Source organism: Bradyrhizobium sp. CCBAU 51765, from assembly GCF_015291725.1.
GTDB classification, from domain to species: Bacteria; Pseudomonadota; Alphaproteobacteria; order Rhizobiales; family Xanthobacteraceae; genus Bradyrhizobium; species Bradyrhizobium liaoningense.
The window spans coordinates 3,386,751-3,412,214 of the sequence record NZ_CP030038.1; the positions used below are offsets into that span (position 1 = coordinate 3,386,751).

A 25,464-nucleotide genomic window follows, 5' to 3' on the forward strand; every position below is an offset into this window, starting at 1 on the left:
GGAGCCGATCAAAAATCGCCGACGGCGACGCGGATGGCGTCAAGCTCGCTGTCGGTCAGCTTGTTCTTGTGATGCCAGTCGGCGTTGGATTCCGCTGCCGGAAGACCCTTGCCTTTGACGGTATGGCAGATGATCGCGGTGGGTTTGCCCGGAACGGCCGGGACCTGCTTCAGGACGGTGCGCAGGGCGCCGACGTCGTGGCCATTGAGCTCCTGCACGGCAAAGCCGAAGCTGCGCCATTTGTCCGCAAGCGGCTCCAGCGGCAGGACGTAGTCGGTGGGTCCGTAGCTCTGGAGCTTGTTGTAGTCGATCATCGCGACCAGGTTGTCGAGCCCGTGCTTGGCCGCGCCCATGGCGGCTTCCCACACCGATCCCTCGTTGATCTCGCCGTCGCCGAGCAAGACGAAGGTCCGGTAGCCGCGCTCGCGCATGCGCGCGGCGAGCGCGAGTCCGACACCGATCGACAGGCCGTGGCCGAGCGCGCCGGTCGAGGCCTCGACGCCCGGCACCATGCCGTATTCGGGGTGTCCGCCCAGGATGCTGTCGGACCCGCAGAAGCCGTCCAGCTCTGACAGGGGAAAGAAGCCGCGATCGGCCAGCAGCGCATAGAGCGCCAGACAACCGTGTCCCTTGCTCAGGATCGCGCGGTCGCGATCGGGATCGCGCGGGTTCTTGGGATCGATCCGCAGCACGTCGTCGTAGAGCACGCGGACCATCTCGATCAGCGACAGAGCCGGACCGACATGTCCGCGCCCGGCAGAGCGAACAGAACCGAGGACCAGGCGGCGCAAATAAAGGCTGCGCTCGTCCAGCGTGCAGGTGAGGGCGGCTTCAGCGTGGGGTGAGATCTGGATCACGTTGGCAAATCGTTTGATGGAGCCGGCGGGCTTTGTCGAGCTGGCCGGCGAGGCGGACCGTCAGATCGCCACCTTGCGCAGCCAGGGCGCGCCGGGAGCGGCTTTCCGGCAAATAGACATTCAGGACAATCAGGCACCAAATCGCCCCGAACACAGGATACAGTACGTCACGGCGGATCGCAAACGCGTCATCCCCAGCTTCGAAGGCACGCGAGAGCCGTTCGATCAATCGGTTGGCGCCGGCAGCCGGCAGATCGCTGCCGGGATGGATCGCGGTGTCGGTCACGAGCTTGACCGGGTCGTCCCAGCCGAAATACTCGAAGTCGATAAATCGCAGTCTGCCGTCGTCGGCACGCAGCGCGTTGTGGAGTCCGAAATCCGACGGGCTCAATGCACGATGGGTGGGCGCAAGGGCCGCTGCGGGATCCAGGCCCAGTTCCGCATAACGGCGACGGAGTTGCCGGATTGCGATGGCGGTGCTGGGAACCAGGCTGCCGTCCATGAACGCGCGCAGGTCCGGATGAGCCTCCGACGCGCGCCGTAGTCCGTCCAGGCGCTGCTCGTACTGCGCGATGGCTTCCTCTGGCGAAAAGATGCTGGCTGACGCGCTTCGCAAATTCTGCGCGCCTTCCGCGCTACGCAGCCGTTGCAGCTCGATCAGGAAATCGGCCAGCTGATCGGCATCATCGTCCTGGGGATGCAGAACTGCCGCATCGCCGTCGAACCATTGATACAACGCGCAGAACGCAGCCGGATCTTTCGCGATCGGCCGCGGCGTCGACGTAATGCCGTGGCGGGACAGAAACGAGAGCGCGTCATATTCCTGTCCCAGGCGATCACGCCCGTCGGACGGATAGTGCTTGAGGGCAAGGGGCGGTCCCTCCGCCATCTCCAGCCGAAACACCCGGTTGTTGCCACCGGACCGCGCCGGTTGGGCGGCCGCGACCCGCGCGCCGGAGAGGCGGCCGCCGATCGAGATCGCATCCTCGCCGCTGATGTCGGGCTCGCTCATTGCGCGAACACTCCGCGGTGGATGCCGGCCCAGGTTGCAATCGGCTCGCAATGATCAGGATGGGGAGGCCGCGATTGCGTGAACAGGATTGATCGCGTCGTCTTCGGAAAATGCGGCTGCTCGAACACATCGACGAGATCGTCAATGAAGATATCGAGCTGCAGGCTCGCAAGCCGCTCGACCTTGGCCGCCAGTGTGTCCTCGAAATAGATATTGCCCACGGCCAGCGCCGCACCGGCGGCGTCGATGAGACCCGCACCCTTCAACCAGCCGCGCGCGGCCTCGCGCAAGTCGACGCGGTCGGGATCCTGATGGCCGAACTGCGTCTTGTGGCTGACGATATAGACGCTCGCGCCGGCCGCGCGACACGCTGCCAGGAACTCGCGGACTCCAGGATAGATCTCGGCGCAGCCAATTCCTTTGCCGTAGACGAACCCTTGCAGTCCCTGCCAGGCAAGCTCGCCGCCCGCGCGGGACCGCAGATAATCCCGCACCTCGGTCTTCAGCCCGTCCCAGCCCTCCGGCACCAGCCCACGCTGCCGCGCGACGGCGGCAAAGACCTTGTCGTAGCAGATGATCGTGTTGTCGAAGTCGATGCCGATCCGCACGCCGCTCACTTCAGGCTGATGTTCTGCATCATCTTGATGTTGAAATACCTGGGGTCGTTGAGCGAGTTCGGCAGGCGGCCGGCCTTGAAGGCGTCCACGAGGCCGGACACGGCCTGTTCGATCGTGTGCGTCGGCGCAAATCCGAGCTCGCGGCGGATCTTCTCCGAGGAGACGTGATAGGAGCGGAGATCGTCGGTCGGCTCGACGGCCACGTCGACATTGTTTCCGACCACCGATTTGACGATGTCGGCGATCTTCATCAGCGAGTGGTTCTCGTAGCCGATGTTGTAGGTCTTGCCGTCGATCTTCGCGTCATCCTGCTGAAGCAGGAACAGATAGGCCGCGGACATGTCCTCGATGTGCAGGTTGGGCCGCTTCTGCGTTCCGCCGAACACGCGGATGCGGCCGGTGTTGACCGCGAGGTTGGTCAGGATATTGACGACGACGTCGAGCCGCTGCCGCGGTGCGTAGCCGCAGACGGTGGCGGGACGAACCGTACAAGTGACGAAGCCGGATGCGGCCTCGTCGGCAAGATCGGTCTCGCACATCGCCTTGAACTTCGAGTAGTCCGTGAGCGGCTCGCAGGACAGCTCCTCGGTCACCTCGGCCTCGTCCTTGATGCCGTATACGCTGGACGAGGACGCATAGATGAAGCGCTTGATGCCGGCCTTCTTCGCAGCGCGTACCATCGGACGGAAGCAGTCGTAGTTGATGGACTTGCCGAGCGTCGGATCCAGCTCGAACGAGGGGTCGTTGGAGATGCAGGCGAGGTGGATCACCGCATTGTTGCCGCGCAGGGCCTCGTTGATCGCGGCCTCATCGCGGATGTCGCCCTTGATCAGGCGCAGATTGGGATTGTCGCGGACGGCGTTGAAGACGTCCTCGCCATACATGAACAGGTCGAGCACTGTGACCTTGTGGCCCGCCGCCAGCAACTGGGGAACCAGCACGCTGCCGACATAGCCGGCGCCACCGGTGACCATCACATTCCATTTCTGACCAATCACTGTCGTTCTCCAGATTCCCGTTCGCGTCACTTCAACAACGCGGTGACAAATTTGACCAGCGGCGCCTTTTCGACCGAGCTGCGGTGGCCGACGATGCCCACCTTGATCGCGCCCGCCGCGTTGCCGATGAAGGCGACGTCTTCGATGTTGCCGCCGGCTGCCACCAGCGGCGCCGTAATCGTCAGGAAGGCATCGCCGGCACCGACCGTATCCACGACGGTCTTGGTGAAGGCGGGCACGCGGGCGACGCCGGTCTTCGACGAGAAGGGGTAGCAGCCGAAGGAGCCGTGCGTGATGATCATGTTGTCGCAATCGATCTTGCGGTGCAGGCGGTCCTGGATCACCGAAGCGATGTCGCTGAACTTGTCGGTGGCCGCCAGGCGCGCTTCCGGCGCGTCGATGCAGACGTAGTCGGCGCGCGGATATTTCGTGATCAGATTGTAGCCGTGGTTTCCGCTGTTGCTCTGGGCGTTGACCGCAAGGAACTTGGAGTTCGCGATCAGCGTGTCGATCGTGCTGGGTGCGATCATGCCGTGGCCGAAATCGGTGACGATGACCACGTCGCCGCCGCGCACGCGCTCGGCGGTGACATGGTCGATCTCCTTGCGCTCGGCCTCGTCGAGCGGCGTGTCGTCCATGGTGTAGACTTCGAACAGCTTGTGCAGGTAGCCCATCTCGACGTACCGCAATTTGCGGGTGGTCGGGCGGCCCTGGATGCGGATCGGAGTGAGCGTGACATTCGGGCGGACATGCGCGCGGATGAACTCTTCGGGGTAGTCCTTGCCACCCAGCGTCGTGACGATCTCCACCGACTTGCAGAAGCTTGCCACGTGATTGGCCGCGGCAATGACACCGCCGGCAAATTGCTCGCCGTTCTTGAACAGAGTGGCGACAATGTTCTCCTTCGAGGCCTTTCCGAGCGCCGTGACGTACTGGTATTCGTCGATGATGGTATCGCCGACAAGCACGACGTGCATGTCCTGGATCTTGTCGATCAGTTTCAGCAGGCGCTCGGCGCCACCGCCTTCGCGCACCTTCTGGAGGTAATCGCGCAGAGGGGGGTCGTAGATGTCGAAGTAGCGGTTCATCAGCGACGACGAGCTGAAGGTCACGTCGCGGGTGAAGACGATGCGGCCGCCATGGCGTTCGACGGCCTCCCGCTCGACGGCGATCTTGCCGGTGACGTCATCCTCGGGATTCTCGTAGTCGGAGCCCTTCACGTAGATGTCTGGGCGCACGGTATCGAGGATCGGCTCGGCGCTGGATGTCCGGTTGATGCCGACCCAGTCGACGGTGCCGAGCGCGGCCAGCATCTCGGCGCGCATGTTCTCCGGAAAGATCGGCCGTCCCGGGCCCTTGTTGACGAAGCGGTCCGCCGTGACGGTCACGATGACCACATCGGCCTCGTTGCGTGCCGCCAGGATGTGCCGGACGTGGCCGAGATGCACGAGGTCGAACACGCCATGGCAGAGCGCAACGGTCCGGCCCTCGGCCTGCGCGGCGCGCGCGATCTCGCCCAGTTCCTCGACCGTCTTGATCTTCTGGTGCGGCGCCGGATGAACGGTCGGCTTGTCGGTCGGAACATTACCCATGTGAGTTATCCAAAGCGCGGGTCGGTCTGGCCGGCCCGGAAATGATCGGTTGGCGGCACGAACGTCGGGGTCGAACGAGTCTGCTCAACGGCCCGCCTTCTGCGCAGTGCCGGACGCCGCATCGCCGTCGTCGCCGAGATATTTGAACCAGTCCTTGGTGGCATCGGCGATCTTGTCCACCGTCCACAGGGGCGCGTCCCTGTACTGGTCCATCGACTTCAGCATCGTCGCGACGCCATCCTCGAACTTCACCTTCGGCGCCCATTTCAGGACCCGTTTGATCTTGGCGATGTCGGCGTATGTGCAATCGGGCTCGCCGGGACGCTTGGGAATATGGACCTTGTCGCCGCCGAGAAGCTCGACCAGCCGGTTGACGCTGTAGGTGTTGTCCGAACCGACGTTGAATATCTCATGTGAGACATCGGAGCGCGCGGCGGTCACGAAGGCGTCGGCGACATCGCTGACGAAGGTGAAGTCGCGGGTCTGTTCGCCATCGCCGACCACGGTGAAGGGCTTGCCCGCGAGCTTCTGCGCCATGAACACGCCGAACACGGCACCATAGGTGCCCGTGGTGCGATGGCGGGGCCCGTACACGTTGAACAGGCGTAGCGCCACGGCAGGCAGTTTGTAGACCTGGCACCAGTGCATGACGCACTGCTCGCCGAGATTCTTGGTGAGTGCGTAGGGATACATCGGCCGGATCTCGGCGCTCTCCGGCGTCGGATAGGCGTCGGGGATACCGTAGCAGGACGATGACGCCGCATAGACGAAGCGGCGGACGCCCGCGTGCCGCGCAGCCTCGAGAACATTGACCGTGCCGTCCACGTTGGCGCGGTGATACGGGATCGGGGACTCGATCGAGGGAACGATGTCAGCCAGTGCCGCGAGATGGAAGACCCAATCGACACCGTGGAAATACGGTTTGATCGCGTCGAGGTCGGTGACGTCCGCCCGTACGACCTTCAATTGGCTCGAACTGGCGCGCGCGGCCAAATTTTCGGCGCGTCCGATAACGAAATTATCGAGCGCAATAACTTCATGGCCATCGTCGAGCAGGCGATCGACGAGGTGGCTGCCAATGAAACCGGCGCCGCCAGTAACGATGCATTTCATGGGGAACATCCGTGACGCGAATGCCCAGCGAAACAGGCTCGCCAATGTTGAGTGAAACCCGAAAGCCGACTATCAGCCGCTCGCAAACTTTGCAAGTATTATACCTTTGCAATCCATGGTAATAGTCGGTATCACCCGGACATGTTGCAATCGAGCCGCCAGCCCATGCCCGCCGAGTCCGTCGATCCCGACCACAAGGCCTTTCTCGACGACTACGTGGGCCGCCTGCATCGCGCGACGGCGATCGACGACGGTATTTTTGCCAGGATCTCCGCCACGCGCGCGTCCTGGTTGCGCACGCGAGAGCAGGGCGGTCGCGTCATCTTCATCGGCAATGGCGGCTCAGCCGGCATCGCCTCGCATCTGGCGATCGATCTGGCGAAGAATGCGTCGGTGCCTGCACTTTGCTTCAGCGATGCGAGCATGATGTCGTGCCTTGCCAACGACTACGGCTTCGAGGACTGGATCGCGCACGCAGTACGCCTGAATGCCCGCGCCGGCGATTGCCTCGTCGCGATCAGTTCGTCCGGACGTTCGAAGAACATCCTCAATGCGGTGGCGCAGGCGCGCACGATGAAGCTCGACGTGATCACGCTGTCGGGCATGAATGCGGACAATCCGCTGCGCAACCTCGGCGACGTCAATTTCTGGGTCGACAGCCGCAGCTACAACATTGTCGAGACCACGCACCAGTTCTGGATGATGGCCGCAATCGACCTCGTCATCGGTCGTGCGGAATATCCGGCGTCCTGAGGCGGGCATTCGATGCAGTCGCGATTCAAGCATGCGGCCCTGTTTTCGGTGAAGCTGCTGCTGTCAGTCGCGGTGCTGGTCTACATCGCGCGCGGCCTCGACCTGCGCCAATTGCGAACTCATCTCGTCTCGGTCGATCCTGTCCTGTTCGTCGTCGCGTTTGCGCTGATCTTCTTCCAGACCTTCGTGCTCAACGGCCGGTGGGAGCTGATCATGCGCGCGCTCGGCGTGCCGCTGAACTGGCTCGCGGGCTGGCGGATCCTCATGATCAGCCTCTGGTTCAATCAGGTGTTGCCGTCGTCGGTCGGCGGGGACGCGGTGCGGATGTGGCTGCTCCGCCAACGTGGCGTGCAGTGGTCGGAGGCGGTCAAGGGCGTTGCGGCAGACCGCTTCACGGCGTTGATCGGGCTGATCGTGTTGATGGTGGCCGGATTGCCGTTTCTGCTGTCACGCGTGTCCAATCCGGCCGCGATCCTGGCCATCGGCGGACTGACGCTCGCGGGCGTCGCCGGCACCGTGGTCCTGTTGACGCTCGACCGTCTGCCGAAACGCCTCATTGCGCTTCCCGCGATCGCAAGCTTCGTCCGGTTCGGAACGCTCGTCAGGTTTCTTCTGCTGCAATCCGAGCGCCGTGGTCTGCTGTTCGGATCCGCGCTTCTCATCCATCTCGTGACGGCGGCGGCCTGCTACACCCTGGCGCGCGGAGTCGGAGCGCAGCTTTCCGTGCTGGACGCGGGCATCCTGATCCCGCCGGTCGTGCTGTTGACGGCCGTTCCGATCTCGATCAGCGGCTGGGGCGTTCGCGAAGGGGCGATGGTCGCCTGCCTCGGTCTTGCGGGTGTGCCGTCCGAGGAAGCGCTCTCGGTTTCACTCCTCTTGGGTGCCATCAGCGTGATCGTTGGCCTCGTCGGCGGCGTGATTTGGCTGGCGAGTCCGGAGCGCGGGTCGTATTCCGCTGACAAGGCCGCCAGGGCGGCGGAGGAAGCGCCCGGTTTCGCGCTGGGGCAGGGCACGGAAGTCTCGAGCCACTCATGACCTGCGTAAGCCCATTGCCGATCTGGTCTTCACAGGATGGGATTATCTCATTCGCTCGCGTATCTCATATCTCGGTTTCACGATGAAAAACCTGTTCTACGTCCGCCAAACTTGCCGCCTCTGCCATTCGGACAAGCAGGAGCTGGTCGTTCCGATGGCAGGCATGCCCATCGGCACGCCGAACTTCCAGGTGCCGGACGCCAGCGTCGACGATCCCGTCTTCCGGGCCGCGGTACCGATGGCGCTGCATCTGTGCCGGGACTGCGGCCACCTCCAGATTCTCCATGTCGGCAATCCGGAGATCCAGTACCGCAACTACGTCTATACCACCTCGCTCTCGCTCGGCTTGCGGGAGCATTTCGCAGGCTATGCCAATGACGTCGTCAGCCGCTTCGGGATCGCGCCGGGCTCGCTTGTCGTCGAACTCGGCAGCAATGACGGATCGTTGCTCGGCTTCTTTAGGGAGCGCGGCATGCGGGTGCTGGGTGTCGATCCCGCTGTCGACATCGCGCGGCGTGCGACGGAAGCCGGGATTGAGACCATCGGCGATTTCTTCACGGACGCGATCGGGCACCGCATCCTGCAAAGCCATGGTGCGGCGAGCGTCGTGATCGCCAACAACATGATCGCCAATGTCGACAATCTCGATCCGCTGGTGATCGGGGTTCGCGACGTGCTTGCACCGGACGGATTGTTCGTCTTCGAGACGCAGTACGGCGTCGATGTCACCGAGAAGAACCTGCTCGACACCGTCTATCACGAGCATCTGTCCTATTTTAACATCAAGCCGTTGACGCGCTTCTTCGCGCGGCTCGGCATGGAAGTGATCGACGTTCAGCACATCTGGACCAAGGGCGGCTCGATCCGCGTGACGGTCCAGCGCGCCGGCGGTGCGAAGAAGCCGTCAGCGGAGGTCGCGAGGTTCATCGCCGAGGAGGACCGGCTCGGCGTCGATCAGCCGGCCTATTATGCGCCCTATGTGAAGAGGATCGCGGCCATCCGCGACGAGCTGGTCGCGATGGCCGATGCCGCCCATGCGCGGGGGCAGCTGGTCGCCGGCTACGGTGTGTCGGTCGGCACCACGACGCTGCTCCCGCAGTTCGGCCTGGAGAACAAGATCGACTTCCTGGTGGACGACGACCCCAAGAAGGGGAACGTGATGGCAGGCCCGGGTTACGACATTCCGATTCTGCCCCCGGCGGCCCTTTACGAGCGCAAGCCAGCGTTCGTCGTAGTCTTCGCCTGGCGCTATGTCGACCCGATCCGGGCCAAGCATGCCCGCTATTTCGCCGAGGGTGGAAAATTCGTGGTGCCGCTCCCGGGTGTCTCCATGGTCGACCGGGCCGACTGATCCGGGCGGCGGGTTGGCAGGGAGGTTCCGGGGCTGATCTCGTCCCTGCTGGGACGGGAGATAAGTCCTTGATCCTCCTTGGGGTGTGCATGGGTTGCCTGAGGACGCCGGTTTCTCGCCGCGAAGCCGCGTATCTTGACCTTTGGCCCCATCCGCAGTATTTACCCGGCACTCGCAGCCGGCCCGTTAGACGCGGATCTCCGGCGCGGCTTTGAAATCCCCGAACAATCGAGCCCGGCTTCCGGCTCATCCTTCGAGACAGAGGGCTGGGCCAACGGCGGCTGTTCGGATCCCCGAAATTCATTCGCGTCTGTCGACGGACGTTGGACATCAAAACGATGGCAGTCAGCCCGTTCAAGTTCTTGCAGGAAGTGCGTTCGGAGACCGCCAAGGTCACTTGGCCGACCCGTCGTGAGACCACGATCACCACCATCATGGTGTTCGTCATGGTCGCCGTCGCCTCGATCTTCTTCTTCGCCGCCGACCAGATCATCCGCTACCTCATCACCTTCCTCCTGGGCATTCACTGATGGCAACGGCAACCGCTCAATTGTCCGACAAGCGCTGGTACATCGTTCACGCCTATTCGAACTTCGAGAAGAAGGTCGCCGAATCGATCCGCGAGCAGGCCAAGCAGCGCGGCCTCGAGGATCTGTTCGAGCTGGTGCTGGTTCCGACCGAGAAGGTTACGGAAGTGCGCCGCGGCCGCAAGATCGATGCCGAGCGCAAGTTCTTCCCAGGTTATGTGCTGGTGAAGATGAAGCTGACCGACGAGGCGTTCCATCTGATCAAGAACACGCCGAAGGTAACGGGCTTCCTCGGCGCGGAAAACAAGCCGATGCCGATCTCTGAGGCCGAGGCCATGCGCATCCTGCACCAGGTGCAGGAGGGTGTGGAACGGCCGAAGGCGTCGGTCTCGTTCGAGATCGGCGAGAACGTGCGCGTGGCCGACGGCCCGTTCGCCTCGTTCTCGGGTGTCGTCGAGGAGATCGACGAGGCGCGCTCGCGCGTGAAGGTCGCGGTGTCGATCTTCGGCCGCGCAACGCCGGTCGAGCTGGAATTCGGTCAGGTCGAGAAGGTCTGACCGGACGAGGCGTGAGGCTTCAGGCCTTGCGCGACAAGAGGCCGTGGGAGGACGAGGGCGGTTGCCAGCCGCACATCGATCCCGACCACGAACCTGAAACCGCCGGCGACATGCCGGCACAACAGGAGTGATACATGGCAAAGAAAGTGACCGGATACCTGAAGCTTCAGGTCCCGGCCGGTGCGGCGAATCCTTCGCCCCCGATCGGTCCCGCGCTTGGTCAGCGCGGTCTCAACATCATGGAGTTCTGCAAGGCATTCAACGCCCAGACCCAGAAGGAAGAGAAGAACACCCCGATTCCCGTCGTGATCACGATCTACGCCGATCGTTCGTTCACGTTCGAGATGAAGACCCCCCCGATGTCCTTCTTCCTCAAGCAGGCTGCCAAGATCCAGTCCGGCTCGAAGGCGCCGGGCCGCGACAAGGCCGGCAAGGTGACCAAGGCGCAGGTGCGCGAGATCGCCGAGAAGAAGATGAAGGACTTGAATTGCGACACCATCGAAGCGGCCATGAAGATGGTCGAGGGCTCTGCCCGTTCGATGGGTCTGGAAGTTGCGGGGTAAGCGGTCATGGCAATCGGAAAGCGTTTGAACAAAGCCCGCGAAGGCATTGATCGCGAAAAGCTTTACCCGCTCGCGGACGCCATCAAGATGGTCAAGGAGCGCGCCAAGGCGAAGTTCGACGAGACCATCGAGGTCGCGATCAATCTCGGTGTCGATCCGCGTCACGCCGACCAGATGGTTCGCGGCGTCGTGACCCTGCCGAACGGCACCGGCCGTACGCTCCGCGTCGGCGTGTTCGCCCGGGGCGCCAAGGCCGACGAGGCCAAGGCGGCTGGTGCTGACGTCGTCGGCGCCGAGGACCTGGTCGAGAAGGTGCAGAACGGCTCGATCGATTTCGACCGCTGCATCGCCACCCCCGACATGATGCCGCTGGTCGGCCGGTTGGGTAAGGTGCTCGGCCCCCGCGGCTTGATGCCGAACCCGAAGATCGGCACCGTGACCATGGACGTCACCGGCGCGGTGAAGGGTGCCAAGGGCGGCTCGGTCGAGTTCCGCGTCGAGAAGGCCGGCATCCTGCAGGCCGGCGTCGGCAAGGCCTCGTTCTCCGAGGAGAAGCTGGTCGAGAACATCAAGGCCCTGGCGGATGCCGTCTCCAAGGCGAAGCCGGCTGGTTCCAAGGGTACCTACATCCAGCGCGTTGCGGTGTCCTCGACCATGGGCCCGGGCGTGAAGGTCGAGCCGGGCACCATTCTCGGCTAAGGTTTGGAAATTGCATGAGGCGAGGGGCGGAATTGGGCAACCGATTCCGCCCCTCGTCGTTTGTGGCGGCGCTCACTGGAAACAAGAACAATGGCTGACAAGGTCCTGATCTACTCGCGCTTTCCCAAGACGATGATGGCGCGTTTCGCCGAGCGGTTCGAACTGCTCGACACCGCTGGCAAGCCCGCGCACGAGGTTTTTCCGGCGGACGAGCTCAGGGGTGTCCGCGCGATGCTGACCGCGGGCGGGACCCCGCTCGGCGCGGAGGCGATGGATCTGTTTCCAAAGCTCGGCGCCATCGTCTGCTACGGCACCGGTTATGACGGCGTCGATCTGAAGGCAGCCGCCGCGCGCAACATCGCCGTCGGCCACAGCCCGGGCGCCAATGCGGCTTCGGTCGCCGATATCGCGATGACCCTGATGCTTGCGGCGACGCGGCGCCTTCTGGTCGCCGACCAATATGTCCGCAGTGGCGACTGGGCGGCGTCAAAACAGTCGCCAATGATGCGGCCTCAGGCCGGCATGCCCGGCCGCCGCATCGGCGTCTACGGCATGGGCGAGATCGGCCGCAAGATCGCCGTGCGCTGCGCGGCTTTCGAGAGCGAGGTCGGCTATTTCAGCCGCACCAGATACGATCTGCCCTATCGATATTTTTCCTCTCTGGAGGCGCTGGCCGACTGGTGCAGCGTCCTGATGATCGCGGTCCGGGCAGGGGCCGACACCCAGCACGTCGTCAATGCCGATATCCTTCGGCGACTCGGCGCGGACGGCTATGTCGTCAACATTGCCCGCGGCTCAGTCATCGACGGGAAAGCCCTGGTCGCGGCGCTCGCCGACAAGACCATCGCCGGCGCCGGCCTCGACGTCTTTGAACAGGAACCGCACGCCCCCGATGCGCTGACGGCGCTGCCGAACGTGGTCTTCGCCCCGCATATCGGCGGCCACACCCTGGAATCGCACGTTGCCATGCAGAATTGCGTCCTGGCCAACCTGACCGCGTTCTTCGAGGGCAAACCGCTCCCTTACGCGGTCAAATCGTCCTGAATCGGGCCTTGTCAGCCGAGATCAAGCCTGGCCGGCAATCGATTGGAACTGGTGTGAATTTTGCTCTTGGCAAGCAGGCAGAGAGCGGTTAAAGAACCGCCTCCGGACGTGCCGGCCTCGGCTGGCGCGTTCGTGCACGCATTCCGAAAACCTGACACGACAGGAGATCATTCCTTTTCAGGACGTCCGCAAGGATTTGCCCGAAAAGGAAGGAAAACCCGTCGGTGGGTGGGATGCGGGCAGAGGTCGGACGGTTCGCCGGCTGGCCTCGTCCTGTCCAAGACTGCAGGCGCCTGCGAGAAATTTTGATTTCTCAACGGCTTAATCGCATGGCCTGCATAGACGGGTGAAGACCGGATTTCACTTCGCGCCCAGCTTTGACGGTTGGGTTCGCGAAACGGGTCTGGTTCGGACCTCGACACGCCGTGGGCCTCCAAGGGGGCTCCCGGAGGGCAGGCTTTGAATTGTCGTCTTGCCCGGCGTGTCCGATGGGTTTTTGGCCCGGAGGTTCAGGTTCGGGCGGGACGATGGGTGCAACCCGGCGGTCCCGCTTCTTGCGATGACCGCCAACCGGAGAGAGCTTGCTGTGGAACGAGCGGCAAAAAAAGAGGCGGTCGAACAGCTCAACGAGGTCTTCAAGACCACGAGCGTCGCGATCGTTGCTCAATATTCCGGCCTCACCGTCGCCCAAATGCAGAAGCTGCGCCAGCAGATGAAGCAGGCGGGTGCGTCGGTGAAGGTCTCGAAGAACCGTCTCGCCAAAATTGCTCTTGAAGGCACTGACGTCGTTGCCATCGGCCCCATGCTGAAGGGGCCGACCGTGATCGCAACTTCCAACGATCCGGTAGCGGCGCCAAAGGTCGCCATCGAATTTGCCAAGGCGAACGAAAAGTTCGTCATCGTTGGCGGGTCGATGGGCAAGACCGTCCTGAATGTCGACGGCGTGAAGGCGCTTGCCTCGCTGCCGTCGCTTGACGAACTGCGCGGCAAGATCGTCGGCCTCATCGTGGCCCCGGCGACCAAGCTGGCCCAGCTCGCCAACGCGCCCGCGGGCAAGCTCGCGCGCGTCATCCAGGCTCATGCCTCAAAGGGCGAAGCGGCCTGACGCCCTTCGCAAAACTCAAACCCGAACCAGACTTACACTCAAGGAAACTGAACAATGGCTGACTTGCAGAAGATCGTTGACGACCTCTCGAGCCTCACCGTGCTCGAAGCTGCCGAACTGGCGAAGCTCCTCGAAGAGAAGTGGGGCGTTTCGGCCGCCGCGGCCGTCGCCGTGGCCGGCCCGGCTGCTGGTGGCGCCGCTGCCGCTCCGGCGGAAGAGAAGACCGAGTTCACGGTCGTTCTCGCCAGCGCCGGCGACAAGAAGATCGAGGTCATCAAGGAAGTCCGCGCCATCACCGGTCTCGGCCTGAAGGAAGCAAAGGACCTCGTCGAGGGTGCTCCGAAGCCGCTGAAGGAAGGCGTGAACAAGGAAGAAGCCGACAAGATCAAGGCCCAGCTCGAGAAGGCTGGCGCCAAGGTCGAGCTCAAGTAAGCAACGCTTGCTGGCGGGGATCCCGGCCGCGCATCGGCGAGGCCCGGGATCCCGGTCTGCTCCTCAAGGGGGTGGACCAGATGCAAAAGGCGTGCGACGGAACGTCCCGACGCAGGCCGAACACGAAAAAGTGTGGGGATTTGAGGGTTTACCCCTCGAATCTGCACTATTGTCGCCCCATATCGGGTCGGCAGCACGAAAGCGCGGTGGGCAGGGATGCCGGATTTCCCTGTAAGCCGTTGGGAGAGCAGGCTATTTCGGGCTTTTGCAGTCCGTGAAGACGATCGTTGTGACGGGCGGGTGCGCTCTTGCGCCCCGCGCGTCGTTTTGCGTTTTGAAGGTCTGAAGAACAGATTCAGGACATTCAAGCCTGAAGCTGCGTCTCTGGCCCCAAGGCGGGTTCGAAAATTCAACCCGGAGAGCGGTGGCAGCCGCGTTCCGGACGGCGCGCCCAGAGCGGGCGACGAAAATGAGAGGCCACGATGGCGCAGCAGACATTCACCGGTCGCAAACGTGTTCGCAAGTTCTTCGGACACATCAAGGAAGTCGCCGAGATGCCGAACCTCATCGAGGTTCAGAAGGCGTCCTATGACCAGTTCCTGATGGTCGACGAACCCTCGGGCGGCCGTCTCGACGAGGGTCTGCAGGCGGTGTTCCGCTCGGTGTTTCCGATCTCCGACTTTTCGGGCACATCGATGCTGGAATTCGTCCGCTACGAGTTCGAGCAGCCCAAATACGACGTCGACGAGTGCCGCCAGCGCGGCATGACCTTCGCTGCGCCGCTCAAGGTGACGCTGCGCCTCATCGTGTTCGATATCGACGAGGAAACCGGCGCGAAGTCGGTGAAGGACATCAAGGAGCAGGACGTCTACATGGGCGACATCCCGCTCATGACGATGAACGGCACCTTCATCGTCAACGGCACCGAGCGCGTCATCGTCTCGCAGATGCATCGGTCGCCCGGCGTGTTCTTCGACCACGACAAGGGCAAGACCCATTCCTCGGGCAAGCTGCTGTTCGCCGCCCGCGTCATCCCGTATCGCGGCTCCTGGCTCGACATCGAGTTCGACGCCAAGGACATCGTCTATGCGCGTATCGACCGTCGCCGCAAGATTCCGGTGACGTCGCTGATGTTCGCCCTCGGCCTCGACGGCGAGGCGATCCTGTCCACGTTCTACAAGAAGATTCTCTACAAGCGGACCAAGGAAGGCTGGCGCGTTCCGTTCGACGCCAACCGTTTCCGCGGCTACTCGACCGTCAACGACCTGATCGACGCCGACACCGGCAAGGTCGTGCTCGAGGCCGGCAAGAAGCTCACCGTTCGCGCCGCCCGCCAGCTCCAGGAGAAGGGGCTGAAGGCGCTGCGCATGGCCGACGAGGAGCTGGTCGGCAACTACGTCGCCGAGGATCTCGTCAACCCGAAGACCGGTGAGATCCACGCCGAGGCCGGTGAGGAAATCACCGACAAGCTGATGAAGGCGCTCAACGAGCAGGGCTACAAGGAGCTGCCGCTGCTCGACATCGACCACGTCAATGTCGGCCCCTACATCCGCAACACGCTGTCGGCCGACAAGAACATGACGCGTGAGGATGCGCTGTTCGACATCTACCGCGTGATGCGTCCGGGCGAACCGCCGACGCTGGAATCGGCGCAGGCCATGTTCCAGTCGCTGTTCTTCGACGCCGAACGCTACGACCTGTCCGCGGTCGGCCGCGTCAAGATGAACATGCGCCTCGACCTCGATGCGCCCGACACCCAGCGCACGCTGCGCAAGGAGGACATCCTCTCCGTCATCAAGACGCTGGTGGATCTGCGCGACGGCAAGGGCGAGATCGACGACATCGACCATCTCGGCAACCGCCGTGTGCGTTCGGTCGGCGAGCTCATGGAGAACCAGTACCGCATCGGCCTGCTGCGCATGGAGCGCGCGATCAAGGAGCGCATGTCCTCGGTCGACATCGACACGGTCATGCCGCAGGACCTGATCAACGCCAAGCCGGCGGCCGCCGCCGTGCGCGAGTTCTTCGGTTCCTCGCAGCTCTCGCAGTTCATGGACCAGACCAACCCGCTGTCGGAGATCACCCACAAGCGCCGCCTGTCGGCGCTCGGACCGGGCGGTCTGACCCGCGAGCGCGCCGGCTTCGAGGTGCGCGACGTGCATCCGACGCATTACGGCCGCATCTGCCCGATCGAGACGCCGGAAGGTCCGAACATCGGCCTGATCAACTCGCTCGCGACCTTCGCGCGCGTGAACAAGTACGGCTTCGTCGAGACGCCGTACCGCAAGGTCAAGGACGGCCGCGTCACCGACGAGGTGGTGTACCTGTCGGCGATGGAAGAAGGGCGCTATTCGGTGGCTCAGGCCAACGTGCCGATCGACGCCAAGGGTCGCTTCACCGAAGACCTCGTGGTCTGCCGCTCGAGCGGAACCCGCGACGTCGTGCCGATGACGCCCGACAAGGTCGACTACATGGACGTGTCGCCGAAGCAGCTCGTTTCGGTCGCCGCGGCGCTGATCCCGTTCCTCGAGAACGACGACGCCAACCGCGCGCTGATGGGCTCGAACATGCAGCGCCAGGCAGTGCCGCTGGTTCGCGCCGAGGCGCCGTTCGTCGGCACCGGCATGGAGGGCGTCGTTGCTCGTGACTCGGGTGCCGCGATCGCGGCACGCCGCTCGGGCGTGATCGACCAGATCGACGCCACCCGCGTCGTCATCCGTGCCACGGAAGATCTCGATCCCACCAAGTCGGGCGTCGATATCTATCGTCTCATGAAGTACCAGCGCTCGAACCAGTCGACCTGCATCAACCAGCGCCCGCTGGTGAAGGTCGGCGACATCGTCAAGAAGGGCGACATCATCGCTGACGGTCCGTCGACCGATCTCGGCGAGCTCGCGCTCGGCCGCAACGTGCTGGTCGCGTTCATGCCGTGGAACGGCTACAACTTCGAAGACTCGATCCTGCTCTCCGAGCGGATCGTGAAGGAAGACGTCTTCACCTCGATCCACATCGAGGAGTTCGAGGTGATGGCCCGCGACACCAAGCTCGGACCTGAGGAAATCACCCGCGACATTCCGAACGTCTCGGAAGAAGCGCTGAAGAACCTCGACGAAGCCGGTATCGTCTACATCGGCGCGGAAGTGCGCGCCGGCGACATCCTGGTCGGCAAGATCACGCCGAAGGGCGAAAGCCCGATGACGCCGGAAGAGAAGCTCCTGCGCGCCATCTTCGGCGAGAAGGCCTCCGACGTGCGCGACACCTCGCTGCGCGTTCCTCCGGGCGTGCAGGGCACGATCGTCGAAGTGCGCGTGTTCAACCGTCACGGCGTCGACAAGGACGAGCGTGCGTTGGCGATCGAGCGGGAAGAGATCGAGCGCCTCGCCAAGGACCGCGACGACGAGCAGGCGATCCTGGACCGCAACGTCTACAACCGTCTCGCCGAGCTCCTCGAGGGCCGGCAGGGCATTGCGGGTCCGAAGGGCTTCAAGAAGGACACCAAGATCACCCGTGCGGTGCTCGAGGAGTACCCGAAGTCGCAGTGGTGGCTGTTCGCTTCGCCCAACGACAAGCTGATGGCCGAAATCGAGGCCATGCGGAAGCAGTACGACGAGTCGAAGAAGGGGCTGGAACAGCGCTTCCTCGACAAGGTCGAGAAGCTTCAGCGCGGCGACGAATTGCCGCCCGGCGTGATGAAGATGGTCAAGGTCTTCGTCGCGGTGAAGCGCAAGATCCAGCCCGGCGACAAGATGGCCGGCCGCCACGGCAACAAGGGCGTGGTGTCGAAGATCGTGCCGATCGAGGACATGCCGTTCCTCGAAGACGGTACGCATGCCGACATCGTGCTCAATCCGCTCGGCGTGCCCTCGCGCATGAACGTCGGACAGATCCTCGAGACCCATCTCGGCTGGGCCTGTGCCGGCCTCGGCAAGCGTATCGGCCAGACGGTCGATGCGTACCTGTCGAAGCAGGACATCAAGCCGCTGAAGGAAACCTTGAAGAAGGTCTACGGCGAGGACGAGACGATCAAGTCGCTCAACGACAACGAGCTGCTTGAACTCGGCCATAACCTCAGCCGCGGCGTGCCGATCGCGACGCCGGTGTTCGACGGTGCCAAGGAAGCCGACATCGAGGAGATGCTGAAGCTTGCCGGTCTCGACGCTTCGGGTCAGTCGACCGTCTATGACGGCCGCACCGGCGATCCGTTCGATCGCAAGGTGACGGTGGGCTACATCTACATGCTCAAGCTGCACCATCTGGTCGACGACAAGATCCATGCGCGTTCGATCGGTCCGTACTCGCTCGTCACCCAGCAGCCGCTGGGCGGCAAGGCGCAGTTCGGCGGCCAGCGCTTCGGCGAAATGGAGGTGTGGGCGCTCGAGGCTTACGGCGCGGCGTACACGCTCCAGGAGATGCTGACGGTGAAGTCGGACGACGTCGCCGGCCGTACCAAGGTGTACGAGGCGATCGTGCGCGGTGACGACACGTTCGAGGCCGGTATTCCGGAATCGTTCAACGTGCTGGTCAAGGAAATGCGCTCGCTCGGCCTCAACGTCGACCTGCACAACTCCAAGATGGGACCGGCGCCGACGTCGGAAGCGGCCGAGTAATTCGACCTTTCATGCCCGGCCTTCGCGGCCGGGCATCGGCGCCCTTCCCGAGGCCTTGAGGGCAGGGCGCCTCGTTGAATGATTTTCGAATTTGCGGCCGGAGGCGACCGGCACGCGAGGAGAAGACGATGAACCAAGAAATTATGAATCTCTTCAATCCGACGACGCCGGCTCAGGTCTTCGACCAGATCCGGATCTCGATCGCGTCCCCAGAGAAGATTCTGTCCTGGTCCTACGGCGAGATCAAGAAGCCGGAGACCATCAACTACCGCACCTTCAAGCCCGAGCGCGACGGCCTGTTCTGCGCCCGCATCTTCGGGCCGATCAAGGACTATGAGTGCTTGTGCGGCAAGTACAAGCGCATGAAGTACAAGGGCATCATCTGCGAGAAGTGCTCGGTCGAGGTCACGCTGTCGCGCGTCCGGCGCGAGCGCATGGGCCATATCGAGCTCGCAGCTCCCGTCGCCCACATCTGGTTCCTGAAGTCGCTGCCCTCGCGCATCGGCCTCCTGCTCGACATGACGCTGAAGGATCTCGAGCGGATCCTCTACTTCGAATATTACGTCGTGCTGGAGCCGGGCCTCACCGCGCTGAAGGACCGTCAGCTGCTGTCGGAAGACGAGTATCTGAAGGCGCAGGACGAGTACGGCCAGGATTCCTTCACCGCCATGATCGGCGCCGAAGCGATCCGCGAACTGCTCAAGGGCATGGACCTCGAGAAGCTCGAGGCTTCCCTGCGTGTCGAGATGCAGGAGACCGACTCCGACATCAAGCACAAGAAGCTCGCCAAGCGTCTGAAGATCGTGGAAGCGTTCCGCCACTCCGGCAACAAGCCGGAATGGATGATCATGACCGTGGTGCCGGTGATCCCGCCGGACCTGCGTCCGCTAGTGCCGCTCGACGGCGGCCGCTTCGCGACCTCCGACCTCAACGACCTCTACCGCCGCGTCATCAACCGCAACAATCGCTTGAAGCGGCTGATGGAGCTGCGCGCGCCCGACATCATCATCCGCAACGAGAAGCGCATGCTTCAGGAGGCCGTCGACGCGCTGTTCGACAACGGCCGCCGCGGCCGCGTCATCACGGGCGCCAACAAGCGCCCGCTGAAGTCGCTCGCCGACATGCTCAAGGGCAAGCAGGGCCGCTTCCGTCAGAACCTGCTCGGCAAGCGCGTCGACTATTCGGGTCGTTCGGTGATCGTGGTCGGTCCCGAGCTGCGCCTGCATCAGTGCGGCCTGCCGAAGAAGATGGCGCTCGAGCTGTTCAAGCCGTTCATCTATTCGCGGCTTGACGCCAAGGGCCTGTCCACCACGGTGAAGCAGGCCAAGAAGCTGGTCGAGAAGGAGCGTCCCGAGGTCTGGGACATCCTGGACGAGGTGATCCGCGAGCATCCGGTGCTGCTCAACCGCGCGCCGACGCTGCATCGCCTCGGCATCCAGGCGTTCGAGCCGGTGCTGATCGAGGGCAAGGCGATCCAGCTCCACCCGCTGGTCTGCTCCGCGTTCAACGCCGACTTCGACGGCGACCAGATGGCCGTGCACGTTCCGCTGTCGCTGGAAGCGCAGCTGGAAGCGCGCGTCCTGATGATGTCGACCAACAACATCCTGCATCCGGCGAACGGCCAGCCGATCATCGTGCCGTCGCAGGACATCGTGCTCGGCCTGTACTACGTCTCGATCATGCGCGAAGGCCTGCCCGGCGAGGGCAAGGTGTTCGGCGACATGGCCGAGCTCGAGCACGCGCTGCACGCGAAGGTCATCCACCTCCACACCAAGATCAAGTACCGGTGGGAAGGCATGGACGAGACTGGCAAGGTCTCGAGGCGCTGGATCGAGACCACTGCCGGCCGCGTCATGCTCGGCAATTTGCTGCCGAAGAACCCGCGGATCTCGTACGAGATCATCAACAAGCTGATGACCAAGCGCGAGATCTCCGGCGTCATCGACCAGGTCTACCGTCACTGCGGCCAGAAGGAGACGGTGATCTTCTGCGACCGCATCATGGCGCTCGGCTTCTACAACGCGTTCAAGGCCGGCATCTCGTTCGGCAAGGACGATATGGTCGTGCCGCACGGCAAGTGGAAGATCGTCGATACCACCCGTACGCTGGCGAAGGATTTCGAGCAGCAGTACAACGACGGTCTGATCACGCATGGCGAGAAGTACAACAAGGTCGTCGACGCCTGGTCGAAGGCCACGGAAGAAATCGCCAAGGCGATGATGAAGGAGATCTCCGCCACCAAGAAGACGGCGAGCGGAGCCGAAGCCGACATCAACTCGATCTACATGATGGCTCACTCCGGTGCCCGCGGTTCGCCGGCCCAGATGCGCCAGCTCGCAGGCATGCGCGGCCTGATGGCCAAGCCGTCGGGCGAGATCATCGAGACGCCGATCATCTCGAACTTCAAGGAAGGCCTCTCGGTGCTCGAGTACTTCAACTCGACCCACGGCGCCCGCAAGGGCCTCGCGGACACTGCGTTGAAGACCGCGAACTCCGGCTACCTGACGCGTCGTCTCGTCGACGTGGCGCAGGACTGCATCATTACGCAGAGCGACTGCGGCACCAAGCTCGGCATCAAGATGCGCGCCATCGTCGATGCTGGCACCGTGGTCGCTTCGCTCGGCTCGCGCATCCTCGGACGCACGGCCTGCGAAGACGTGCGTGACAGCTCGGGCAAGGTGATCATCAAGCGCGATACGCTGATGGAAGAGAGCCATCTGGAGGCCATTCAGCAGGGTGGCGTGCAGGAGGTGAAGATCCGCTCGGCGCTGACCTGCGAACTCGTCAACGGCATCTGCGGCAAGTGCTACGGCCGCGACCTCGCCCGCGGCACGCCGGTCAACCACGGCGAAGCGGTCGGCGTCATCGCGGCGCAGTCGATCGGCGAGCCGGGCACCCAGCTCACCATGCGCACCTTCCACATCGGTGGTGCGGCGCAGCTCAACGAGCAGTCTTTCGTCGAAGCCAATTTCGACGGCAAGATCGTGATCCGGAACAAGGCCATCGCTCGCAACAGCGAAGGTCATCTGATCGCGATGGTGCGCAACATGGTTGTCGCGATCGTCGATGCCGACGGCACCGAGCGTGCGACGCACCGTATCCAGTACGGTTCGCGCCTGCATGTCGACGAAGGCGACATGGTCAAGCGCGGCCAGCGCATCGTCGAGTGGGATCCCTACACCCGGCCGCTGCTCACCGAAGTCGAAGGCACCATCGGCTTCGAGGATCTGGTCGAGGGGCAGTCGATCTCGGAAACGCTCGACGAAGCCACCGGTATCGCCAAGCGCGTGGTCATCGACTGGCGCTCGACGCGCGGCGGCGCGGACCTGCGTCCGGCCATTGTGGTGAAGGGCAAGGACGGCAAGGTGCTCAAACTCGCCCGTGGCGGCGACGCCCGCTACATGCTGTCGGTCGATGCCATTCTCTCGGTCGACATCGGAGCCAAGGTACAGCCGGGCGACATCCTCGCCCGTGTCTCGACCGAAAGCGCCAAGACGCGTGACATCACCGGCGGTCTGCCGCGGGTGGCGGAGTTGTTCGAGGCGCGGCGCCCGAAGGATGCGGCGATCATCGCCGAAATCGCGGGCACGATCCGGTTCGGGCGCGACTACAAGAACAAGCGTCGCATCTCGATCGAGCCGATGGACAAGACCGACGAGCCGCGCGAGTACCTGATCCCGAAGGGCAAGCACATCCACCTTCAGGACGGCGACGTCGTCGAAAAGGGCGACTTCATCGTGGAAGGCAACCCGGCGCCGCACGACATCCTTGCGGTGAAGGGCATCGAGGAGCTCGCGGCCTATCTGGTCAACGAGATCCAGGAGGTCTACCGGCTGCAGGGCGTGCTCATCAACGACAAGCACATCGAGGTGATTGTCCGTCAGATGCTCCAGAAGGTGGAAATCACCGATCAGGGCGATACGGACATGATCTCCGGCGAGCAGGTCGACAAGATCGAGTTCGACGCGCTGAACGTGAAGGCCAAGGAAGAGGGCAAGAAGCCCGCGACGGGAACGCCGGTTCTGCTCGGCATCACCAAGGCGAGTCTCCAGACCCGGTCCTTCTTCTCGGCAGCATCGTTCCAGGAGACCACACGCGTCCTCACCGAGGCGGCGGTCAACGGCAAGATCGATCCGCTCGAGGGCCTCAAGGAGAACGTCATCGTCGGCCGGCTGATCCCGGCGGGCACCGGCGCCTCCATGGCCAAGATCCGCGAAGTCGCCATGAAGCGCGACAAGCTGATCCTGGACGAGCGCGAGAAGCAGACGGCCGTCGTGTCGCCGGCACCGGAAGCTGAGCTTCCTGCGCTGCCGCCTGCGGAATGATCGTTCATCCGTAGGAATACCGAGGACAATGAAAAGGCCGGCTTTTGCCGGCCTTTTTGCTGCTTTCTTTGCTTGCTGCGATGCAGGATCAGCCTTTGTTCATCTTTCCTTCAGCCGTAAAAGCGCTTCTGCTAGGAGAGCCTAGACCGGTGGTCCCGTGATGGGGGGCAGCGCCGGAGGACCACGGAACTCACATGCTTGATCTTGCAATCGTAGGCGGCGGCCCCGGCGGGCTGATGAGCGCCTGGTATCTGAAGCGTAAGCTCGGCGATCTCTGCCGCGTCACCATCTACGAGGCCTCCGACCGGCTTGGCGGCAAGATCGTCACGCGCAAATTCGATTCGGCGCCCGCGATGTACGAGGCCGGTGTTGCCGAGATCTACGACTACTCGATGACGGGGCCGGACCCGCTGCGCGAGCTGATCCAGCATTTCGGCCTCCAGACCATTCCGATGGATGCCGAGCAGGTCCATTTCGGCGGCGAGCTCCTCAATGACGTGCCCGACATGCGCCGCAAATACGGCGCCAGGACCGCGGCCGCGATCGAGGCATTCCGCGAGCGCTGCACCGAGATGTTGTCGCCGGTTGAATATTACGAGGGCGTCGGCGCGCACGACAACGAGAATCCCTGGGCTTACAAGACCGCCGAGCAGGTGCTCGACGAGGAGGTCGAGGACGAGACGGCAAAGCGTTTCTTCAAGGTCATGGCCCGCTCCGACATCGCGACCGAGAGCCACAACACCAACGGTCTCAACGCGCTCAAGAACTATCTGATGGATGTCGATGGCTATATCGGCCTCTATTCCATCCAGAACGGCAACGAGCAGCTGATCGAGTGCCTGCAGTCGGAGGTCAATGCCGACATCCAGCTCAATCACCGCGTGCTCACCGTCGGCAAGGCGCCGACCGGCCGCTATCAGCTCAAGATGATGAACGGCAAGGGGCCGGAAACCCGCGACTTCGATCTCGTGCTGGTCTGCCTGCCGCATTCGTGGCTCGCCACCCTCAGCTGGGAGGGCGAGCAGCTGCGCAAGTCGATGGTCAAGCACGTCGCCTATTTCGATCGGCCCGCGCACTATCTGCGCGTCTCAATCCTGTTCGACGAGCCGTTCTGGGGCGAGAAGATTCCGGGCGCCTGGTTCATGTCGGAGGCTTTCGGCGGCTGCTGCGTCTACAACGAGGGCGCGCGCCACGACGTCGGCAAGCATGGCGTTCTAAATTGGCTCATTCCGGGCTCCGACGCGCTGGCTTTCGCCAATCTGTCGGACCAGGAACTGATCGATGTCGCCCTGAAATCGCTGCCGGCTTCTTTCGGCGATGCGCGTTCGCATTTCATGGAAGGCAAGATCCACCGCTGGCTGTCGTCGGTGAACGCGATTCCCGGCGGTCTGCCCGTGCGCGACGTGATGACCAACCACCGGCCCGAGCCGAAGGAGCATCCCGGCATCGTGGTAGTCGGCGACTATCTGTTCGACTCGACGCTGAACGGCCTGCTCGATTCTTCGGATGCGGCGACCGACATCATCCTGACCGAGATGATGCGCCTGCGCCGCGAGCGCGCACAGGACGACAAGCCGCTGTCGGACAAGATCGACCGCGACTATTTCGAGAATTATCGCGGCCTCGGTCCCTACCACGAGGCGTGGCGGCACTTCACCGATCCCGATTACCTCAGCAGGCTGATCGGGATCGTCTGGGGCAAGGCAACGGACGCCAAGCTGCTGGTCGCGGGGGCCGCCAGCGGCGAACTGGTCGGCGCGCTGCGTGATCGCGGCATCGATGCGTGGGGAATCGAGAACAACCGCGCCATCCACGCCAAGACGCCGAAAGCGCTGAAGAAGTACAACAAGCTCGGCTCGATCACCGACATGCCGTTCAAGGACGACACGTTCGACTTCGTGTTCGAGACCAGCCTCTGCCACGTTTCCCCGAAACAGGTGGCCCGTGCGATCCGCGAGCTCAACCGCGTGGTCAAGACCGGCCTCGTGTTCGGTTCGGTCACCTCGGACATGGCGCCGGCGCTGATCGACCGCTACGACCTGCTGCGCGGGGTCAAGAAGCTCGGCACCTGGTGGGAATGGTCCGAACTGTTCTTCGGCAACGGCTTCGACCTGTCGATGCACCGCAAGGATTGCACCGATGCGCTGTGGGAGGCGACGCTCGCCGCCAACAAGGGGCCGGGGCAGTGGTACGCCGACGCCGACAGTTTGCGCTATTCCTTCTTCGACAAGGTCGAGGACGAAGACTAGCCGCGGGGTGCGGATCGATTGGCCAATT

Annotated in this window: 19 protein-coding genes; 13 read left to right on the forward strand and 6 right to left on the reverse strand. The window is 63.3% G+C overall.

Annotated features, from left to right (window positions below):
- Nucleotides 1-8: 8 nt before the first annotated feature.
- From XH96_RS16190 to XH96_RS16215, 6 genes are all read right to left on the reverse strand, one after another.
- Entirely contained in the window at nucleotides 9-857 is an 849-nt protein-coding gene (locus XH96_RS16190) for a transketolase (RefSeq protein WP_210337892.1), read from the reverse strand.
- A complete protein-coding gene (locus tag XH96_RS16195) occupies nucleotides 832-1,869 on the reverse strand; it encodes a phosphotransferase (protein ID WP_194393349.1) in 1,038 nt (345 codons plus the stop codon). Before XH96_RS16195 ends, XH96_RS16190 begins: the two co-directional genes overlap by 26 nt.
- The gene (locus XH96_RS16200) at nucleotides 1,866-2,477 is read right to left on the reverse strand and encodes a hypothetical protein (RefSeq protein ID WP_246790103.1); all 612 of its coding nucleotides are present in this window, start codon (nucleotides 2,475-2,477) and stop codon (nucleotides 1,866-1,868) included. Before XH96_RS16200 ends, XH96_RS16195 begins: the two co-directional genes overlap by 4 nt.
- Before the next feature lie 5 nt (nucleotides 2,478-2,482).
- Nucleotides 2,483-3,484: an NAD(P)-dependent oxidoreductase gene (locus tag XH96_RS16205; protein WP_194393351.1), complete on the reverse strand. Its 1,002-nt coding sequence runs from the start codon at nucleotides 3,482-3,484 to the stop codon at nucleotides 2,483-2,485.
- Between the two features lie 26 nt (nucleotides 3,485-3,510).
- Nucleotides 3,511-5,076 carry a PfkB family carbohydrate kinase gene (locus XH96_RS16210; RefSeq protein ID WP_194393352.1) on the reverse strand — a complete coding sequence of 522 codons (1,566 nt, stop codon included), beginning with the start codon at nucleotides 5,074-5,076 and terminating at the stop codon, nucleotides 3,511-3,513.
- Nucleotides 5,077-5,160: 84 nt separating this feature from the next.
- On the reverse strand, nucleotides 5,161-6,189 hold the full coding sequence (locus tag XH96_RS16215; protein WP_194393353.1) for an SDR family oxidoreductase: 1,029 nt from the start codon (nucleotides 6,187-6,189) through the stop codon (nucleotides 5,161-5,163).
- A gap of 165 nt (nucleotides 6,190-6,354) precedes the next feature.
- Here XH96_RS16215 and XH96_RS16220 point away from each other — a divergent pair, with 165 nt between their 5' ends.
- The 13 genes from XH96_RS16220 to XH96_RS16280 all read left to right on the forward strand — a co-directional run bounded on the left by XH96_RS16220 (nucleotide 6,355) and on the right by XH96_RS16280 (nucleotide 25,436).
- Nucleotides 6,355-6,942 carry an SIS domain-containing protein gene (locus tag XH96_RS16220; RefSeq protein ID WP_246790104.1) on the forward strand — a complete coding sequence of 196 codons (588 nt, stop codon included), beginning with the start codon at nucleotides 6,355-6,357 and terminating at the stop codon, nucleotides 6,940-6,942.
- A gap of 12 nt (nucleotides 6,943-6,954) precedes the next feature.
- Nucleotides 6,955-7,977: a lysylphosphatidylglycerol synthase transmembrane domain-containing protein gene (locus XH96_RS16225; protein ID WP_131867569.1), complete on the forward strand. Its 1,023-nt coding sequence runs from the start codon at nucleotides 6,955-6,957 to the stop codon at nucleotides 7,975-7,977.
- 154 nt (nucleotides 7,978-8,131) lie between these two features.
- Entirely contained in the window at nucleotides 8,132-9,328 is a 1,197-nt protein-coding gene (locus tag XH96_RS16230) for a class I SAM-dependent methyltransferase (RefSeq protein WP_246790105.1), read from the forward strand.
- 338 nt (nucleotides 9,329-9,666) lie between these two features.
- Nucleotides 9,667-9,858, forward strand: a complete 192-nt coding sequence (gene secE / locus XH96_RS16235) for a preprotein translocase subunit SecE (protein WP_007611620.1) — start codon at nucleotides 9,667-9,669, stop codon at nucleotides 9,856-9,858.
- Nucleotides 9,858-10,412 (forward strand): transcription termination/antitermination protein NusG, encoded by a 555-nt coding sequence (gene nusG / locus XH96_RS16240; protein WP_028177956.1) that lies wholly within the window; start codon nucleotides 9,858-9,860, stop codon nucleotides 10,410-10,412. Before secE ends, nusG begins: the two co-directional genes overlap by 1 nt.
- Before the next feature lie 134 nt (nucleotides 10,413-10,546).
- Nucleotides 10,547-10,975, forward strand: a complete 429-nt coding sequence (gene rplK, locus XH96_RS16245; RefSeq protein ID WP_194393356.1) for a 50S ribosomal protein L11 — start codon at nucleotides 10,547-10,549, stop codon at nucleotides 10,973-10,975.
- Between the two features lie 6 nt (nucleotides 10,976-10,981).
- Nucleotides 10,982-11,674, forward strand: a complete 693-nt coding sequence (rplA, locus tag XH96_RS16250) for a 50S ribosomal protein L1 (protein ID WP_018647230.1) — start codon at nucleotides 10,982-10,984, stop codon at nucleotides 11,672-11,674.
- 90 nt (nucleotides 11,675-11,764) lie between these two features.
- The gene (locus XH96_RS16255) at nucleotides 11,765-12,718 is read left to right on the forward strand and encodes a 2-hydroxyacid dehydrogenase (RefSeq protein ID WP_194393357.1); all 954 of its coding nucleotides are present in this window, start codon (nucleotides 11,765-11,767) and stop codon (nucleotides 12,716-12,718) included.
- Between the two features lie 586 nt (nucleotides 12,719-13,304).
- Nucleotides 13,305-13,823, forward strand: coding sequence for a 50S ribosomal protein L10 (gene rplJ, locus XH96_RS16260; RefSeq protein ID WP_036041495.1), 519 nt, complete (start codon nucleotides 13,305-13,307; stop codon nucleotides 13,821-13,823).
- 54 nt (nucleotides 13,824-13,877) lie between these two features.
- The gene (gene rplL / locus XH96_RS16265) at nucleotides 13,878-14,255 is read left to right on the forward strand and encodes a 50S ribosomal protein L7/L12 (protein ID WP_024342440.1); all 378 of its coding nucleotides are present in this window, start codon (nucleotides 13,878-13,880) and stop codon (nucleotides 14,253-14,255) included.
- Nucleotides 14,256-14,737: 482 nt separating this feature from the next.
- Nucleotides 14,738-18,862 (forward strand): DNA-directed RNA polymerase subunit beta, encoded by a 4,125-nt coding sequence (rpoB, locus tag XH96_RS16270; protein WP_194393358.1) that lies wholly within the window; start codon nucleotides 14,738-14,740, stop codon nucleotides 18,860-18,862.
- A gap of 128 nt (nucleotides 18,863-18,990) precedes the next feature.
- Nucleotides 18,991-23,187: a DNA-directed RNA polymerase subunit beta' gene (rpoC, locus tag XH96_RS16275; protein ID WP_194393359.1), complete on the forward strand. Its 4,197-nt coding sequence runs from the start codon at nucleotides 18,991-18,993 to the stop codon at nucleotides 23,185-23,187.
- Between the two features lie 194 nt (nucleotides 23,188-23,381).
- Complete coding sequence (locus XH96_RS16280; protein ID WP_194393360.1) at nucleotides 23,382-25,436, forward strand: FAD-dependent oxidoreductase; 2,055 nt, start codon at nucleotides 23,382-23,384, stop codon at nucleotides 25,434-25,436.
- The last annotated feature ends 28 nt before the right edge of the window (nucleotides 25,437-25,464 follow it).

What these genes read in the sequence shown, in the direction of transcription:
- XH96_RS16195 (WP_194393349.1), bottom strand. Translation starts at nt 1,869, where the DNA reads ATGAGCGAGCCCGACATCAGCGGCGAGGATGCGATCTCGATCGGCGGC.
- XH96_RS16210 (WP_194393352.1), bottom strand. Translation starts at nt 5,076, where the DNA reads ATGGGTAATGTTCCGACCGACAAGCCGACCGTTCATCCGGCGCCGCAC.
- XH96_RS16215 (WP_194393353.1), bottom strand. Translation starts at nt 6,189, where the DNA reads ATGAAATGCATCGTTACTGGCGGCGCCGGTTTCATTGGCAGCCACCTC.
- XH96_RS16220 (WP_246790104.1), top strand. Translation starts at nt 6,355, where the DNA reads ATGCCCGCCGAGTCCGTCGATCCCGACCACAAGGCCTTTCTCGACGAC.
- XH96_RS16225 (WP_131867569.1), top strand. Translation starts at nt 6,955, where the DNA reads ATGCAGTCGCGATTCAAGCATGCGGCCCTGTTTTCGGTGAAGCTGCTG.
- XH96_RS16230 (WP_246790105.1), top strand. Translation starts at nt 8,132, where the DNA reads ATGGCAGGCATGCCCATCGGCACGCCGAACTTCCAGGTGCCGGACGCC.
- secE (WP_007611620.1), top strand. Translation starts at nt 9,667, where the DNA reads ATGGCAGTCAGCCCGTTCAAGTTCTTGCAGGAAGTGCGTTCGGAGACC.
- nusG (WP_028177956.1), top strand. Translation starts at nt 9,858, where the DNA reads ATGGCAACGGCAACCGCTCAATTGTCCGACAAGCGCTGGTACATCGTT.
- rplK (WP_194393356.1), top strand. Translation starts at nt 10,547, where the DNA reads ATGGCAAAGAAAGTGACCGGATACCTGAAGCTTCAGGTCCCGGCCGGT.
- rplA (WP_018647230.1), top strand. Translation starts at nt 10,982, where the DNA reads ATGGCAATCGGAAAGCGTTTGAACAAAGCCCGCGAAGGCATTGATCGC.
- XH96_RS16255 (WP_194393357.1), top strand. Translation starts at nt 11,765, where the DNA reads ATGGCTGACAAGGTCCTGATCTACTCGCGCTTTCCCAAGACGATGATG.
- rplL (WP_024342440.1), top strand. Translation starts at nt 13,878, where the DNA reads ATGGCTGACTTGCAGAAGATCGTTGACGACCTCTCGAGCCTCACCGTG.
- rpoB (WP_194393358.1), top strand. Translation starts at nt 14,738, where the DNA reads ATGGCGCAGCAGACATTCACCGGTCGCAAACGTGTTCGCAAGTTCTTC.
- rpoC (WP_194393359.1), top strand. Translation starts at nt 18,991, where the DNA reads ATGAACCAAGAAATTATGAATCTCTTCAATCCGACGACGCCGGCTCAG.
- XH96_RS16280 (WP_194393360.1), top strand. Translation starts at nt 23,382, where the DNA reads ATGCTTGATCTTGCAATCGTAGGCGGCGGCCCCGGCGGGCTGATGAGC.